This is a genomic window from Streptomyces abyssalis (assembly GCF_001751365.1).
Classification (GTDB): Bacteria; Actinomycetota; Actinomycetes; order Streptomycetales; family Streptomycetaceae; genus Streptomyces; species Streptomyces abyssalis.
In genome coordinates this window covers 80,162-94,370 of sequence record NZ_LJGT01000039.1, presented here as the reverse complement: position 1 = coordinate 94,370, position 14,209 = coordinate 80,162, and the positions used below count along the sequence as shown (strand labels likewise).

Here is a 14,209-nt window from a genome sequence, read left to right as displayed (position 1 = left end):
AAGTTGAACACATGTCATAAGAGAGCGGGCATTCAGGAACACATCCGAAAAGCCTTACAACCAATGACCACGGCGGCGAGTCACAACATCGCCACCCCTCGCACACACCCTCAACACACGGAGAACCATGAAGATCCGTACATCGGCCGCCGTGGTCGTCACAGCCGCCGCCCTGGGGATGGCGCTCGCCCCGGCCACCGCACTCGCCCACGATGGAGAGCACCCGTTCGAGAACTGCCCCGCCGCCTATGAGGCCGGGTACTCGGACATCCCGAAGGGCGACGAGCACTACGGGAAGCACCTGGACCGCGACGGCGACGGGATCGGCTGCGACCAGCCGCCGAGCGACTTCGTTCCTGCCGAGGACCGCGGCGAGGGCGACTCCGACGACGAGGCCGCGGCCGGGAAGCCCGCCCAGCAGAAGGACGGCGGCAACCTCGCGGACACGGGCGGGGACAGTGTGACGCCGTACATCGCGGCCGGCGGTGGCCTGGTGCTCGTCGCGGGCGCGGGTGTGCTGGCGGCGACACGTCGACGGCGCGTCGACAGCTGACCGCTCCAGCAGCCCGGCCGTCATGGCGCGGGCTGCGGCGCGGGCTGCCGTGCTGGTCCCGGCCCGGACCGGCACGGCAGCACGGGCAGCGGCCGTTCGCCCGGCGGCGCCCGCGCCCGCCCGCCCGCCAAGTCCGGTCAGGGCAGCGCCTGTTCCGTCCAGATCGTCTTGCCCGTCGGTGTGTAGCGGGTGCCCCAGCGCTGCACCATCTGCGCCACGATGAACAGGCCCCGGCCACCCTCGTCGTCGGTCGCGCTGTGCCGGAGATTGGGCGAGGTGTGGCCCTTGTCGGAGACCTCGCAGTGCAGGCTGCGGTCCCGGATCAGCCGCAGATAGACCGGACCGACCGCGTGCCGTACGGCGTTGGTGACCAGTTCGCTGACGACGAGTTCGGTGCTGAACCCCAGCTCGTCCAGGTCCCATTCGGCGAGCTGGTCGAGGACCAGTGTCCGTGCCCGGGAGACCGAGCTGGGTTCGGCGTCCAGCTCCCAGCCGATGACCTGGTCCGCTCCCAGTTCATGCGTACGGGCCAGGAGCAGGGCGGCGTCGTCGGTGGCCGGGCCGTCGGGCTGAAGCTCGCTCAGGGCCCGGTCGCACAGCTCCTCCAGCGTGCTCTCGCGGTCGGTGAGCACGCCCTTGAGCTTCGCGACCCCGGTGTCGATGTCGCGGTCCCGGTCCTGGACGAGACCCCCCGTGAAGAGCGCGAGGAGACTGCCCTCGGGCAGCTCGATCTCCATCGACTCGAACGGCAGACCGCCCACACCCAGCGGAGGGCCCGGCGGAATGTCGAGCAGCTTGAAGTTGCCCTCGGGATCGACGCTGGCGGCCGGGGGATGGCCCGCGCGGGCGGCGGTGCACTTCCGCGAGACCGGGTCGTACACGGCGTAGAGGCAGGCGACGCCCAGCCCCTCGTCGGTGGCCGGGACAGCACCCGCTTCCTGGTCCTCGGCGCCCTGGAGCACGAGGTCGTCGAGGCGGGAGAGCAGCTCGTCCGGGGAGAGATCCAGCCGGGCCAGCGCCCTGACGGTGGTACGCAGACGGCCCATCGTGGCGGCGGCGTTCACGCCGTGCCCCACCACGTCGCCGACGACCATGCCCACGCGAGTGCCGGAGAGGGCGATCACGTCGAACCAGTCGCCGCCGACGCCCAGTCCGATGTCGGACGGCAGATAACGGTGCGCCACGTCGACGGCTGACTGCTCCGGTAGCCCACGGGGCAGCAGGTTGCGCTGCAGCGTCAGCGCGGACGCGCGCTCGCGCGTGTAGCGGCGGGCGTTGTCGATGGAGAGCGCGGTGCGGGTGGCCAGCTCGTTGGCGAGGGCGAGTTCCTCGTTTTCGAAAGGGGCGGGGTTGTCGCTGCGCAGGAAGGTGACCAGGCCCATCGTGGTGCCCCTCGCGCGGAGGGGCACCGCGAGCGTGGAGTGGGCGCCTGTCTCCTCCCCCTCGTCCGTCTCCGCCCGGCGCCCGCCGTCGAGGGTGACGGCTTTGCGGGACACCAGCGAGGTCATCTGCGGCGACCCGGTCTCGTACTCGACCGGGTAGGGACCCGCGGAAGGCGCGTCCTCGCTCCCGGCGTGCGCGTACGGGGTGCCGAAGCGTTCCACCACCCTTATGAGCGACTGGGTCTCACCGTGCAGACGGGGCTCCTCGCCCTCCAGCACGCCCTCGACCAGGTCCACCGCGACGCTGTCGGCGAAGGCGGGGATGGCCACTTCGGCGATCTCCCTACAGGTGGTGATCATGTCGAGGGTGGTGCCGATGCGGACGCCCGCGCGCACTGTCAGCGCGAGCCGCTGCTGCGCGCGGTAGCGCTCGGTGATGTCGAGGGCGTCCTCGCAGACACCGATCACGTGGCCGTCGGCGTCCGTGAGCCGGTAGTACGCGCACGACCAGACGTGGTCGTGCTCCGGGTCGGCGGGCGGCCGTGCCTCGTAGAGCAGCCCGAACACCGGCTCGCCCGTGTCGATCACGGACTGCATGACGTCTTCGAGCCGTGGCGGATGCCCTTCCGAGATCACCTCGCCGCCGTCGTAGAGCTCGTTCACGCGCTTGCCCGCGTACTCGCTGAACTTGCGGTCTATTTCGCTCTGATACTTGGCGTTTATCCAGGTCAACCGCAGGTCGGTGTCGTAGATGCCCAGGCCGATCGGGGACTGTGTCGCGAGGCCGCGCAGCATGGCCTGGTGTGCCTCCCAGGAACGCAGCGGTTCCAGGGGGGCCGCGACCATGATCTGGGGGGCTCCGTCCGGCCCCGCCAGGGAGCAGATCGTCGTCGCCAGCTCGATGCGGTGGCCGTCCCGGTGCCGGGCGACGGAGGCCTCACTGCGGCAGGCCGCACTGACGGGCCGGTCGAGGAGCTCGATGAACGGCTGTACCTGGGCCGTACGACCCACTATCAGCGTTTCGAGCGGCCGGCCCAGGATCTCGCGGGGTTCATAGCCGAAGAGGTCTTCGGCGGCTTCGCTCCACCCGATGACCACGCTCTCGCTGTCGAGCAGCACCGTGGCCGCACTCGTGACGTCGAGTGGCCCACGCAAGTCGACGGTCTCGGCCTCGCTCCACGCATTCATGGCACCAATCCAGCCCGGATACGTTTCTTACAGGGTCGATCCATACGGGAACAGATACAACCGCAGCGGGCAGAGGGGTGCAGCTGTGACCAAAGCGGGACATCGAAGCGGGGAGCGTGCCTCGCGGGCGGGAAAGGCCGGAATTCGCGGGCGCACGCGGTGGCTGCGGGGGCGCACCGGCGCGCGCATGTGGCCGGGCCCGCCCGTGTCACCGGTACGGGGCGCCGCGCGGGACCGGTCCCGTTGGGCACGTGGTGGCGGCGGCCTCCTGCCGTCGTACTACTGCGGGCCTCGCGGGTCCCGCCGCTGACGCCGTGCGATGTGGCGGCGCCCCGGCCTGGGCGGGGCGGGCCGCTCGGACCTCGGCTTGGAGCAGGTCGGGCACCAATAGCCGATTCCCTGCGTGAACGTCCAGCCCTGCTCCTCGATGTACGGGGCCGCACGGGCGCTGCTGTGCAGGATGTGCCCGAAGAGGTCCTCCTCGATCGGCGGGGGAGACTCGTGGATCACCAGGTCGAACACGGCACGAGCAGGGCAGCCGATGTCGTCACAGGCCAGGTAGAACCGCACCGGGCCAGGTGCCTCTCCCTCGGTCATCAGGCTCATGGCCCAACGCTATTCAGCACGGACGCGCGTAGTGCGGCTGTTGCCGAAGCGACGTCGGCGGCGTTCCCCGATGCGGCCATTCCGGCCATCGGGCACCCGCACGGCCGGTGCGCGTCCGTACATACGAGGTCAGGTCCGCCCCTCCCGCCCTCCGGTATCGGTGCATATAGGAGATGCTGACTCTTGTCAGACAGACCCGCCTGATCCGGACGGCCCTCGGCGAGCACCGCGGGGCCTGCTCAAGCGCCGTGGAGTGGCATGCCGATCATGGTCTATGTGTACGGCCTGGTCGGGGCCTGTTTTCTGGGCCTCGGGTACGTACTGCAGCAGGAGGCCGCCGCGCGCGCTCCCCTCGCCGACATCCTCTCGTTCCGGCTGTTGCTCGACCTGATGAAGGTTCCGCGGTGGCTGCTGGGCATCGGCTTCATGGTGATCGGCCAGCTTCTCAGCGCACTGGCGCTGTCCCAGGGCGACGTCTCGCGGGTCGCGCCGCTGCTGGCCACCAATCTGCTGTTCGCGATGGCGCTGGCACGGCGGATCAGCGGGCAGCGGCTGGGGAGAACCGGCTGGGCGGGCGTGGTGCTCCTCAGCGGAGGCGTGGCCGCGTTCGTGGCGGCGGGGTCCCCGGAGGGCACCGACGACGTCCAGATCGGCGCGCTGCGGCGGTGGTTCGTGCTGGGGTCGGTGGTGGCGGTGGCCATGGTGATGGTCGTGGTCGCCCGCCGTCTGCGCCTGACCGAGGAGCCACCGCTGCTGGCCGGTGCGGCAGGGGTGCTCTACGGAGTCCAGGACGCCCTGACCCGCGAGGCCAGCATCGTCTTCAGCGAATCCGGCCTGGTAGGGCTCGTCACGAGCTGGCAGCCGTACGTAATCGTCTCCTCCGCCGTCGTGGGACTGGTGCTCGTGCAGAGCGCCTTCGAAGCCGGGCCTCTGCGGCAGTCCCTGCCCGCGCTGACGGCGGCGGAGCCGCTCTCGGCGATCGTGTGCGGGATCGGATTCCTCGGCGACACGGTACGGGTGACCCCGCTGGCGATCGTCGGGGAGATCCTCGGGCTGGGTGCCGCGGTGGGCGGCGTCTTCATCCTGGGACGCCACCCCGCGATGCCGACGGGCACGGCGGGCCCCTCGGGCGAGGAGCCGGCACTCGACGACAGCGGCAGCCCGCGGTAGCGGGGCGCGGCCCCGCGTTCTCGCCGCACTGTTCCGGCACCGGTCCGGTCCGGACCGCGCGGGAAGGCGCCCGACCGCCCCACGGGCGGCACCGGTGAGTACGCCGAGTTCTTCGTCGACGTGTCGACGTGGTCGACGTACTGATGCGACGTCCGGCGGCCCGTGCCTCCCGCACGCCGCCACCTGCCGGCTGCCCCCGGCGCGGGCCAGGGAGAGGGCAGCGCCCCTCCCTCGCCCCCGGTCTCCGGGCTTCGGGCTCCCGCCCCGCGGCCGGGACACCCCGGAACCGCCGCGTGGCACGCCCGGCGCCGGACGGGACGCCGGGCCGTGTCAGCGCCGGCGGCGGTCCGGGCGGGCAGGCGGGCCGCGCCGCTGTGCCGCGCGCGCGGCCCTGGCCGCGCTGCGGTCCGTCCACACGTCGGCCAGAGCCGCCGCCAGGGCGACCAGTACGAAGGCGACGGAGAGCATCAGCCCGTGCTGGTACGCCGTGCGCCAGTCGGCGGGGCCCGGGGCGCCGTTGCTCGCGCCCAGCCGGGTGAAGAAGAGCGAGCCGACACCAGCGATGCCGACCGCGGCCCCGATGCGCTGCCCGGTCTGCAGCACGCCGGCCGCGCTCCCGCCCCGGGCGACCGGCACCCGGGCCAGGGTGAGGGCCTGGTTCGGGGCGATGACGAGCCCCGTGCCCACCCCGGCGACCAGCAGCGGCGCCATCAGGTACCAGGCCGTGCCGGGCCCGTCGACCTGGTGTGCTGTGATCGCGGTCCCGGCCAGCCCGCCTGCCGTCAGCGCGAGCCCGCAGGCCACGAGGCCGCGCCCGTACCGGTCCACGTAACGTCCGCCGAGTTGCGAGGCGGCCCCCGACCCGAGCGCGAACGGCGTGATGACGAGCCCCGCCTGGAGCGCGCTGTAGCGCAGCCCGCTCTGCAGATAGAGCGTGGTGATGAAGAAGATCGATGTGAAGCCCGCGAAGTGGAAGAGGATCAGCAGGCAGCCCGTCCAGTACGAACGGATGCGGAACAGCGAGAGCGACACCACCGGCTCCGTCTCCCGCCGGGGGCAGCGTGACTCCCACCGTACGAAGCACCACAGCAGCAGCGCCGCGGCGGCCAGCAGCAGCCATTTGCCGCTGCCGCGCCACTGCTGGGCCTGGACGAAGGGCAGCAGCACCGCCAGTACCGCGGCGCCCAGCAGCGCGACCCCCACCGGGTCGAGGCTCCGCGTCCACTTCCGCCTCCCCGCGCCCGGGGTGTCGGGGAGCAGCCGTCGGGCGAGCAGCAGGCAGACCACGCCGGTCGGGAGATTGACGTAGAACACCCAGCGCCAGCCGTCTGCCGCACCGGCGACCTGGATGATCACACCGCCCAGCAGGGGCCCCACGGCCGTGGAGAAGCCGACGACCGTGCCGAACATGCCGAACGCCCTGCTCCGCTCCCTCCCGGAGAACATCTGCTGGATCAGCGCGGAGATCTGCGGCGCGATCATCCCGCCGCCCAGGCCCTGCACCAGCCGCGCGGCCACGAGCCATGTGCTCGTACGGGCGGCTCCGCATCCGGCGGAGGCGAGCGTGAACAGCGCCAGACCGGCCATGAAGAGGCGGCGGCGGCCGCGGGCGTCGCCCAGCCGTCCGGCGGGGACGAGGAAGAGGCCGAAGGAGAGGGCGTAGCCCGAGATCACCCACTGCAGTTCGGACTCGGTGGTGTGCAGGCCCTCGCGTACCGACGGGAGGGCCACGTTGACGATCGAGACGTCCAGCAGCGTCATGAATCCCGCGACGAGACAGACGGCCAGCGCCTTCCAGCGCCGCGAGCGCGAGCAGGGCTCCGAGCCGGCGGACGAACTCGCTCCGGGCAATGACCCTCCTCCGCTCCTGGCTCCCCGTCTCCGCACGCGCGCCGGTCGCACCGCGTCGCACGGGGTCGGACCGGTCGCTCCGCTCATGCCGGATCGCGGCGGTCGTGGCGGCGGGTACCCCGCAGGACGGGAAGCGTGCCGGAGTCCGGAATCCGTCGTTTCCCGGCGCTGCCGCGGGCATAAACTCCGGCCAGACCCTGCCGGAGAGCGACGAGACCGGTCCCCGTGCGGACGGGGGCCGCGCCCGGCCCGTGAGGAGACCGCCGTGAATCCCGAGATCGACACCGGTAAGCCGCACTCGGCACGTGTCTACGACTACTGGCTCGGCGGCAAGAACAACTACGAGGTCGACGCCGCGGCCGGGGAACGCTTCGAGCAGATGTGGCCGGGCGTGCGTGAACTGGTCGCCGCCAACCGCGCGTTCATGCACCGGGCGACGCGTCATCTGGCGCGTGAGGCAGGCATCCGGCAGTTCCTCGACATCGGAACCGGCATCCCCACGGAACCGAATCTTCATCAGGTCGCCCAGGCGGAGGCCCCGGAGTGCCGTGTGGTCTACGCGGACAACGACCCCATCGTCCTGCAGTACGCGCAGGCGCTGCTGAGCTCGGCGTCCGAGGGCCGTACCGCGTATCTGCACGCCGACGTCACCGAGCCCGCGGCGCTGCTCGCCTCGCCGGAGGTGCGCGGGACGCTCGACCTGGACCGTCCCGTCGCGCTGTCGCTCGTCGCCCTGCTGCACTTCGTCGCCGACGACGAGGCCGCGTACGGGATCGTGCGGGAGCTGATGGAGCCGCTGCCCTCCGGCAGTCATCTCGTGCTCTCCCACGGCACGTCGGACACCGCCGAACCCGACAAGGCCGAGCAGGCCGCGCACTTCTACCGTTCCAACGTCAGCGACGGGCAGGCCCGTTCGCACGAGGCGGTCCTCGCCTTCTTCGACGGGCTGGAGCTCCTGGAGCCCGGCCTGGTGCCCGTGACGCGCTGGCGTCCCGACGGACAGGGGCCGCAGATCCCGGACCACAGGGCGCTGATCCACGCGGGGGTCGCGCGGAAGCCCTGACTCCGGTGTTCACGTCCGTCTGACGTACGTGGCGGCGGCCCAGGGCACCCCGGCGCAGAGCGTGCCCCTCTACGGCCGCGCGGACGCCGTGGGTCGCTTCGGAAGCGTCGGCGGGCGCGGGCTGCCGGGCGGTGTGCTGCTGAGCGCCGGCGCCCCGTTCATCGGGCGCCGCATGGGCGGCGCCGACGTACGGGACGCCGGCGACGGCGGGAACGCCGGTGCGCCGGGGGCGTTACTTCTTCAGAAGCCCGCGCATCTCCTTGATCTCACCGGTCTGTGAGCGCCGGATCTCGCGGGCCATCTCCTTGGCCGGCCTGTACGAGCCGTCGGACTCCTCCGTACGGGCCATGTCGACGGCGCCCTCGTGATGTGCCGTCATCATCTTCAGGAACTCGCGGTCGAACTTCTCCCCGGACATCTTCTTCAGCTTCGCCATGTCCTCGGGAGTCATCATCCCGGCCATGGAGTGGCCGGAGTGCCCCGAGTGGCCCTGGTTCGCGGCCGGGACCTTCTCGCCCCACGACTTCAGCCAGCCGGACAGCTTGTCGATCTCGGGCTCCTGAGCCTTGCTGATCCGCTCGGCGAGAGCCTTGACCTGCGCGGACTCGGCGCGGGACGAGGCCAGCCCGGACATCTCGAGGGCCTGGCGGTGGTGCGGGATCATGCCCTTCGCGAACGAGACGTCGGCGGCGCCGGCGCTCTTCGCGGGCTTCTTACCGCTGTCGTGGCCCGATCCGTGGCCCTCGCCCTGGGACTGGTCCTGGCCGCCGCTGCCGCAGGCGGCGAGCACCAGTACCGCGACGGCGGCCGACGCGGTGGCGAACAGCCCACGGGCGAGGGATGAGTCCGGTACGGAAACGTGTTTGGTCATGGTCGAACTGCTCCTGCGTGTCGATGAGTTGCTGCTGTCTGGGTGCGCCGGACACGGCGACGGCCCGTCGGCCGCGCCGTGAGCGCCCCTATATGCGCAGGAGTTGAAGCTGGTGCAGCGAGGGCGGGGCCCGTTCGCCGCCGGTGCGCGACCGGCAGCCCGCGAGGCCGCTCGCGGGCTGCGGGCCGGGTGCCGTACTCGCGGCAGGGCCGTCCATGGAGGGGGCGCCGCTGGTCCCGGTCGCCGAACACGTCGCGTCGGCGTGCGAGACGTGGCCGTCCGCGCCGCCGCACTCGCAGGCGTCCGCCTGTGCGGTGTGCTGACTCTCCGCCAGGGGAGGGGAGTTGTGGCCGTGGCGCGCGGGCCCGCCGGCGTGGGTGCCTCCGTGGCCGTCGGCGGCTGTCGCCGACGAGTGCTGCGCCGCACCGTGCGGGTGGCCCTCGCGCGGGGGCGTCGCCCCGAGGCCGTGCATCGCGAGCAGCCCGAACAGCACCGCCATGACCAGCAGCGGCAGCCCCAGGGCACGCGCCCGGAGAGCACGTGCGGGGGACACCGCGGGACGACCACTGATCACGGGCGTCATCGTACGGGGGCGTGCGGCGGGGCAGACGAAGTTGTGCCCGGTGCGCGAAACCGGCGCCCGCGGACGGCCATCCCGCCGGCCGCTACGCCTCGGTCGACGAGCGGGAGTTGCCCGGCCGCGCACGCCAACTCCCGCTCACCGGAGCCCTGTTCGTACCCGGCGGACTCGCCGTGTGCGGGATGCCGCCCGTCCGGCACGTCGCGCGACAAGGCGGTCATCTCCTCGCCTCGCACGGCAGCTGCGAGGCCGCAGTCCTGGACGGTGTCCCGGCGCCCGACGAGAGCGGGCCCCGGCGCACTGGACCGTCACCGGAGCTCTGCTCGGTCTCTCCCGACCGCGGTCGGCGTCGGCACCGCCCTGCTGGGCGTCCGGAGTCACCCGTACGGAGTCACCGTGCGGCTTCCCGTGCCCTGCGCCGCCTGCGGCCGGGCACATCGGGGAGTACGCGGCCTGGACGGTCGCCGGCCTCGCACTGCTGACTCCGCTCACCGTCCCCGGCACCCACACGCTGTGCTGACGGCGCCCGGGCGGCGGTCCGTCCGGCTTTCGGCCGCCGCCCGTCCGTCCGGGCCCGGAACGGCGGTGTGGAAGGCCCCCCGTGCGGTACAAGAACGGAACCAAGACGGAACCAGGACCCGCTTTTCTTCGTTCTTGACTCTGGAGTAGCGTGCTGGTTTTGCTAACGCATTACTCTGAAGGCTAGTGCCGTGCCGTGCGGCCATGGAGGAGTGAGATGAGGAGCAGCAACCCGGTCTTCTCGCGACGGGGGTTCAGCCGCTCAGGCGGCAATGCCGGTTTCGACACCGGTCAGCAGCCGCAGGCCGGGAACCCGTACGCGAACAACCCTTACGCGAACAACCCGTACGCCCAGCAGCAGACGCAGGCCGTGGGCCAGCCCTACGGGGCGCCGCCCGCCGCACCGCCGCAGACCGGCCGGATGACGATGGACGACGTCGTCGCCCGCACCGGTATGACGGTCGGCCTCGTCGTCGTCATGGCGACCGTGGCCTGGATCATCGATCTGGCGCTTCCGCTGGCCATCGGTGCCGGCCTCGTCGCGATGGTGCTGGCACTCGTCCAGGCCTTCAGGCGCAAGGCCATGCCTGCGCTGATCCTGACGTACGCAGCCCTGGAAGGCCTCTTCCTCGGCGCCATCAGCAATTTCGTCGACAGCTACATCGCGGAGGGTGCGGCCATGCAGGCCGTGCTCGGCACCATGGCGGTCTTCACCGCGGTGCTCGTGATGTACAAGACCCGGATCATCCGGGTCACCCGGCGTTTCTACGCCTTCGCCATGGCCGCGGCCATCGGTTTCGTCCTGCTGATGATGGTGAACCTGCTGTTCGCCGTCTTCGGCGGCGGTGACGGCCTCGGCTTCCGCAGCGGCACCATGGGCGTCATCTTCGGGATCGTCGGCATCCTGATCGGTGCGCTCTTCCTGGCGCTCGACTTCAAGCAGGTCGAGGACGGCATCTCCTACGGCGCTCCCCGCGAGGAGTCCTGGCTGGCCGCCTTCGGCCTGACCCTGACCCTGGTGTGGATCTACCTGGAGTTCCTGCGCCTGATCGCGATCCTTCAAGGCAACGACTGACGGACGCGACGAAGGGCCCGTGAGGCGGTGTACGCCTCACGGGCCCTTCGCATGTGCGCGACCCGAAGAGTCCGGGAATTCCAAGAAGTCGTCGAGGGGGCGGCTACAGATGGCGCGCAGCGCGCCGCAGGTCGTACTCGTGGATGATCGCTTTCGCGTGTCCGTAGGCGAGGTTGTGCTCGCCGCGAAGCCAGCTCACCTTCTCCTCGAAGCGGAAGAGGGAAGGGCCTTCGTCGACGGTCCGCAGCCAGTCGGATACTTCACGGCCTGTGCATTGAGGGATGCGGGTGAGCATGTTCCGGTGGGTCTCTTCGGAGAAGATCTGGGACATCGGCGCCTCCGGATGCTGCCTCATTGAGTCCTTCCAGCCAAGGTGCCTGAGTGAAGTGGCGTTGGCAACAGTCCGTGGGGGGCGCATACGCTTGCGTGGTGCTCGATACAGCCCCTTTGATCTCCGCGGTGCAGCCCGCGGCGGACCGTCTGCGGACCCTTCCGGAGAGCGGTCTGCGCAGGGGCGCGGCGGCCGAAGGACTGGCTCTGGCCCGGGAGTTGGCAGTCCGGGCACAGCGTCTGGAGTTTCCGGGACGCACGCCGCGGGAGCTTCCCGACGTGGGTGTTTTCGTCGTGGGGGATCAGTTGCTCGTGGCCGCACACGATCTGGCGGAAATTCTGCGCGAGGTTGACGCGGATCATGAACTGGCCGACGCCGTCGGCCTGGTACAGCTCGCCACGGTCCGTATCGCGGCCGCCGCTACCGGGAAGCGATGACCCGGTCCGCCAGCAGATAGGCGGTGCGGCCCTCCCCGTAGGCGAAGGTCAGCGCGTACGCACCGGAGACCGACGAGCCGCCCATCAGCACCGGGACGTCGCCCTCGCGCAGCGCCGCGCACAGGGCCTCGGCCGTCTCGCGGTGGCCCGGGGAGAGGCATACGGTCGTGCCGTCCTGGAAGAGGTAGACGTCCAGCGTCCCCAGCGGGCCCTGACGCACGTCCGAGAGCGGTGTACGGGCCTGCGCCAGCTCCTCCAGCCGGCCCACGGTCTGCTCATGACCGGCATGGCTCCTGGCGCGCAGCGGCGTCTGCGCGGGCACAGCGGGTTCGCCGCGGAGCGTGAAGTCGGGCTCCGAAGGGTGACGGCGACGGGCGGCGGCCACACCGGGGTGTTCCTGGCCCTCGTCCGTCACGGGCGGCTCGCCCGGCTCCGCGGGCTCCAGGTCGCGCTCCATCTGCCGGGGTACGAAGATGCCCGGCTGGGGCATGTCGCGGTCGCGAAGCTCGCGCAGGCCCCGCAGGACGTCCTCGTCGACGCGGCCTCGCAGCAGGGCGTCCAGCACGGGAGCGATCTCGTACTCCGTGCCGCGTCCGGCCAGCGTCGCACCCTCGTCCGGGCCCCCCGCGCCGGACTCCTGCGCCGTCCATGCCGCACGGGCCTCGGCCAGTTCCCGCTCGCGCTCCTCAGCGATCGCCTCGACGACGATGCTCCGGATCTCCTCGGCGGAGCGCGCCCGGGGCACCCTGGCGTCGTGGGCGCCCTGCGCGCACTCGTCGAGGCGCCGGCGCAGGCCGCGCGCCGAACGCAGGGCGGCGCCCCCGACCGCGGCGGCGGTCACCGCGGTCGCGAGCAACAGCAGAGATATGGCGCTCACTGACGTACTCCTGGTTCCGTTCGGATCCCGGACTGTGGGCCTCCCCCCGGGTGCTCCGGCGAAGCCTCTGGTGGAGCCCGAGGGGAAGACCGTAGTCCCAAACGCCGTGAATAGGACAGAGGTGAACTGATGCCTCCATCGTCACGTCCGTCGTGAGCAGGAGAAACGCACCACCCCAGGGGGATAAATCACACCCCGGGCACGCCGCTTGATCAGTTGAGGCGTTCCAGCACCATGGCCATGCCCTGGCCGCCGCCCACGCACATGGTCTCCAGACCGAACTGCTTGTCGTGCCAGCGCAGGGAGTTGATCAGCGTCGTGGTGATGCGCGCGCCCGTCATTCCGAAGGGGTGGCCGACGGCGATGGCGCCACCGTTGACGTTGAGCTTGTCCAGGTCGATGCCGAGGTCCCGGTAGGAGGGGATGACCTGAGCGGCGAACGCCTCGTTGATCTCGACCAGATCGATGTCCCCGACGGCCATGCCGGCACGCGCCAGCGCCTGCTTGCTGGCCTCGACCGGCCCGTACCCCATGATCTCGGGGGAGAGGGCGGAGACGCCGGTGGAGACGATGCGGGCGAGCGGCGTCAGACCGAGCTCCCGCGCCTTGGTGTCGGACATGACGACCAGCGCGGCGGCACCGTCGTTGAGCGGACAGCAGTTGCCCGCGGTCACGAGCCCGTCGGGACGGAAGACGGGCTTGAGCCCCTCGACGCCCTCCAGGGTCACACCGGCGCGGGGGCCGTCGTCCTGGGAGACGGTCCCTCCTTCGGGAATCGCCACGGGAGTGATCTCCCGCTCCCAGAAGCCGTCGGCGATCGCCTTCTCCGCGAGGTTCTGTGAGCGCACGCCGAACTCGTCCATGTCCCGGCGCGTGACGCCCTTCTTGCGGGCCAGGTTCTCCGCGGTCTGGCCCATGGCGATGTAGACGTCGGGGACATGGCCGCTCTCGCGCGGGTCGTCCCACCCGGGACCGCCCTTCTCGGCGCGCTCGGCGGTACGGGCCTCGGCGTCGGCGAAGAGCGGGTTGTGCGTGCCGGGCATCCCGTCCGAACTGCCGTTCACCGAACGGGAGACGGTCTCCACGCCCGCCGAGATGAACACGTCGCCCTCGCCGGCCTTGATGGCGTGCATCGCCATGCGGGTCGTCTGCAGCGACGAGGAGCAGTAACGGGTGATCGTGCAGCCCGGCAGGTGGTCCATGCCCATCTGCACGGCCACGACGCGGCCGAGGTTGTGGCCCTGCTCGCCGCCCGGCAGACCGCAGCCGAGCATCAGGTCGTCGATCTGCGACGGGTCCAGCTCCGGCACCTTGTCAAGGGCGGCCTTCACGATCTGGGCGGTCAGGTCGTCCGGCCGTACGTCTTTCAGCGACCCCTTGAAGGCGCGTCCGATGGGCGAGCGGGCGGCAGAGACGATCACTGCTTCGGGCATCACGGCTCCAAGAGGGGTCGGGAGGGCGTTTCCTTGCGGAAGCGGGTTTCCTTGCGGAAGCGGGTTTCTCCTTGCGGAAGCTACCTCCCCGTAGCGCCGGGGTCACGGGGCGCAGGGTGTGATGCGGGACTCTCTTTTCTAAGCGCTTGCTTTTGCCGCTGACGCGGCGGGTTTGCCGATGTGTGCGCCTCGGGGTGCTTTGTGGGTTCCGGGTGCGTGCCGCTCCGGGGTACATGTCCGGACCCATGATTTACCTCCCTGAACCGCTCCGGC

Annotated in this window: 14 protein-coding genes; 6 read left to right on the top strand and 8 right to left on the bottom strand. The window is 71.1% G+C overall.

Annotated features, from left to right (window positions below):
- Positions 1–127 precede the first annotated feature (127 nt).
- Positions 128–553 (top strand): LAETG motif-containing sortase-dependent surface protein, encoded by a 426-nt coding sequence (locus AN215_RS14800; RefSeq protein ID WP_070013459.1) that lies wholly within the window; start codon positions 128–130, stop codon positions 551–553.
- A gap of 137 nt (positions 554–690) precedes the next feature.
- On the opposite strand, the gene AN215_RS14795 is transcribed toward AN215_RS14800, so the two are convergent.
- Both AN215_RS14795 and AN215_RS14790 read right to left on the bottom strand, forming a co-directional pair.
- Positions 691–3,123, bottom strand: a complete 2,433-nt coding sequence (locus tag AN215_RS14795) for a SpoIIE family protein phosphatase (protein WP_070013460.1) — start codon at positions 3,121–3,123, stop codon at positions 691–693.
- Between the two features lie 279 nt (positions 3,124–3,402).
- Positions 3,403–3,729: a hypothetical protein gene (locus AN215_RS14790; RefSeq protein WP_070013461.1), complete on the bottom strand. Its 327-nt coding sequence runs from the start codon at positions 3,727–3,729 to the stop codon at positions 3,403–3,405.
- 267 nt (positions 3,730–3,996) lie between these two features.
- Between AN215_RS14790 and AN215_RS14785 the strand changes: the two genes are divergently transcribed.
- On the top strand, positions 3,997–4,899 hold the full coding sequence (locus tag AN215_RS14785; protein ID WP_070013932.1) for a DMT family transporter: 903 nt from the start codon (positions 3,997–3,999) through the stop codon (positions 4,897–4,899).
- A gap of 330 nt (positions 4,900–5,229) precedes the next feature.
- On the opposite strand, the gene AN215_RS14780 is transcribed toward AN215_RS14785, so the two are convergent.
- The gene (locus AN215_RS14780) at positions 5,230–6,837 is read right to left on the bottom strand and encodes an MFS transporter (RefSeq protein ID WP_079123059.1); all 1,608 of its coding nucleotides are present in this window, start codon (positions 6,835–6,837) and stop codon (positions 5,230–5,232) included.
- A 178-nt stretch (positions 6,838–7,015) separates the two neighbouring features.
- Here AN215_RS14780 and AN215_RS14775 point away from each other — a divergent pair, with 178 nt between their 5' ends.
- Together AN215_RS14775 and AN215_RS29590 are read left to right on the top strand one after the other, a co-directional pair.
- Positions 7,016–7,813 carry an SAM-dependent methyltransferase gene (locus AN215_RS14775; RefSeq protein ID WP_070013463.1) on the top strand — a complete coding sequence of 266 codons (798 nt, stop codon included), beginning with the start codon at positions 7,016–7,018 and terminating at the stop codon, positions 7,811–7,813.
- Between the two features lie 28 nt (positions 7,814–7,841).
- Positions 7,842–8,093, top strand: a complete 252-nt coding sequence (locus tag AN215_RS29590) for a hypothetical protein (RefSeq protein WP_070013464.1) — start codon at positions 7,842–7,844, stop codon at positions 8,091–8,093.
- On the opposite strand, the gene AN215_RS14770 is transcribed toward AN215_RS29590, so the two are convergent.
- On the bottom strand, positions 8,046–8,684 hold the full coding sequence (locus tag AN215_RS14770) for a DUF305 domain-containing protein (protein WP_070013465.1): 639 nt from the start codon (positions 8,682–8,684) through the stop codon (positions 8,046–8,048). The two genes, AN215_RS29590 and AN215_RS14770, sit on opposite strands and share 48 nt — an antisense overlap.
- Positions 8,685–8,772: 88 nt before the next feature.
- Positions 8,773–9,258 carry a DUF6153 family protein gene (locus tag AN215_RS14765; RefSeq protein WP_139140745.1) on the bottom strand — a complete coding sequence of 162 codons (486 nt, stop codon included), beginning with the start codon at positions 9,256–9,258 and terminating at the stop codon, positions 8,773–8,775.
- 742 nt (positions 9,259–10,000) lie between these two features.
- Here AN215_RS14765 and AN215_RS14760 point away from each other — a divergent pair.
- The gene (locus AN215_RS14760; RefSeq protein ID WP_070013467.1) at positions 10,001–10,858 is read left to right on the top strand and encodes a Bax inhibitor-1/YccA family protein; all 858 of its coding nucleotides are present in this window, start codon (positions 10,001–10,003) and stop codon (positions 10,856–10,858) included.
- A gap of 103 nt (positions 10,859–10,961) precedes the next feature.
- Here AN215_RS14760 and AN215_RS14755 read toward each other — a convergent pair whose 3' ends face one another.
- Entirely contained in the window at positions 10,962–11,189 is a 228-nt protein-coding gene (locus AN215_RS14755; protein WP_070013933.1) for a DUF4287 domain-containing protein, read from the bottom strand.
- Between the two features lie 98 nt (positions 11,190–11,287).
- On the opposite strand from AN215_RS14755, the gene AN215_RS14750 reads away from it, so the two are divergent.
- A complete protein-coding gene (locus AN215_RS14750) occupies positions 11,288–11,626 on the top strand; it encodes a hypothetical protein (protein ID WP_070013934.1) in 339 nt (112 codons plus the stop codon).
- Here AN215_RS14750 and AN215_RS14745 read toward each other — a convergent pair.
- Both AN215_RS14745 and AN215_RS14740 read right to left on the bottom strand, forming a co-directional pair.
- Positions 11,610–12,503 carry a hypothetical protein gene (locus AN215_RS14745; protein ID WP_070013468.1) on the bottom strand — a complete coding sequence of 298 codons (894 nt, stop codon included), beginning with the start codon at positions 12,501–12,503 and terminating at the stop codon, positions 11,610–11,612. The genes AN215_RS14750 and AN215_RS14745 overlap by 17 nt on opposite strands.
- A gap of 212 nt (positions 12,504–12,715) precedes the next feature.
- Positions 12,716–13,936 (bottom strand): acetyl-CoA C-acetyltransferase, encoded by a 1,221-nt coding sequence (locus AN215_RS14740; protein ID WP_070013469.1) that lies wholly within the window; start codon positions 13,934–13,936, stop codon positions 12,716–12,718.
- Positions 13,937–14,209: the final 273 nt, after the last annotated feature.

Coding starts and splice junctions, on each gene's coding strand:
- AN215_RS14800 (WP_070013459.1), top strand. CDS start 128: ATGAAGATCCGTACATCGGCCGCCGTGGTCGTCACAGCCGCCGCCCTG.
- AN215_RS14795 (WP_070013460.1), bottom strand. CDS start 3,123: ATGAATGCGTGGAGCGAGGCCGAGACCGTCGACTTGCGTGGGCCACTC.
- AN215_RS14790 (WP_070013461.1), bottom strand. CDS start 3,729: ATGAGCCTGATGACCGAGGGAGAGGCACCTGGCCCGGTGCGGTTCTAC.
- AN215_RS14785 (WP_070013932.1), top strand. CDS start 3,997: ATGGTCTATGTGTACGGCCTGGTCGGGGCCTGTTTTCTGGGCCTCGGG.
- AN215_RS14780 (WP_079123059.1), bottom strand. CDS start 6,837: ATGAGCGGAGCGACCGGTCCGACCCCGTGCGACGCGGTGCGACCGGCG.
- AN215_RS14770 (WP_070013465.1), bottom strand. CDS start 8,684: ATGACCAAACACGTTTCCGTACCGGACTCATCCCTCGCCCGTGGGCTG.
- AN215_RS14760 (WP_070013467.1), top strand. CDS start 10,001: ATGAGGAGCAGCAACCCGGTCTTCTCGCGACGGGGGTTCAGCCGCTCA.
- AN215_RS14755 (WP_070013933.1), bottom strand. CDS start 11,189: ATGTCCCAGATCTTCTCCGAAGAGACCCACCGGAACATGCTCACCCGC.
- AN215_RS14740 (WP_070013469.1), bottom strand. CDS start 13,936: ATGCCCGAAGCAGTGATCGTCTCTGCCGCCCGCTCGCCCATCGGACGC.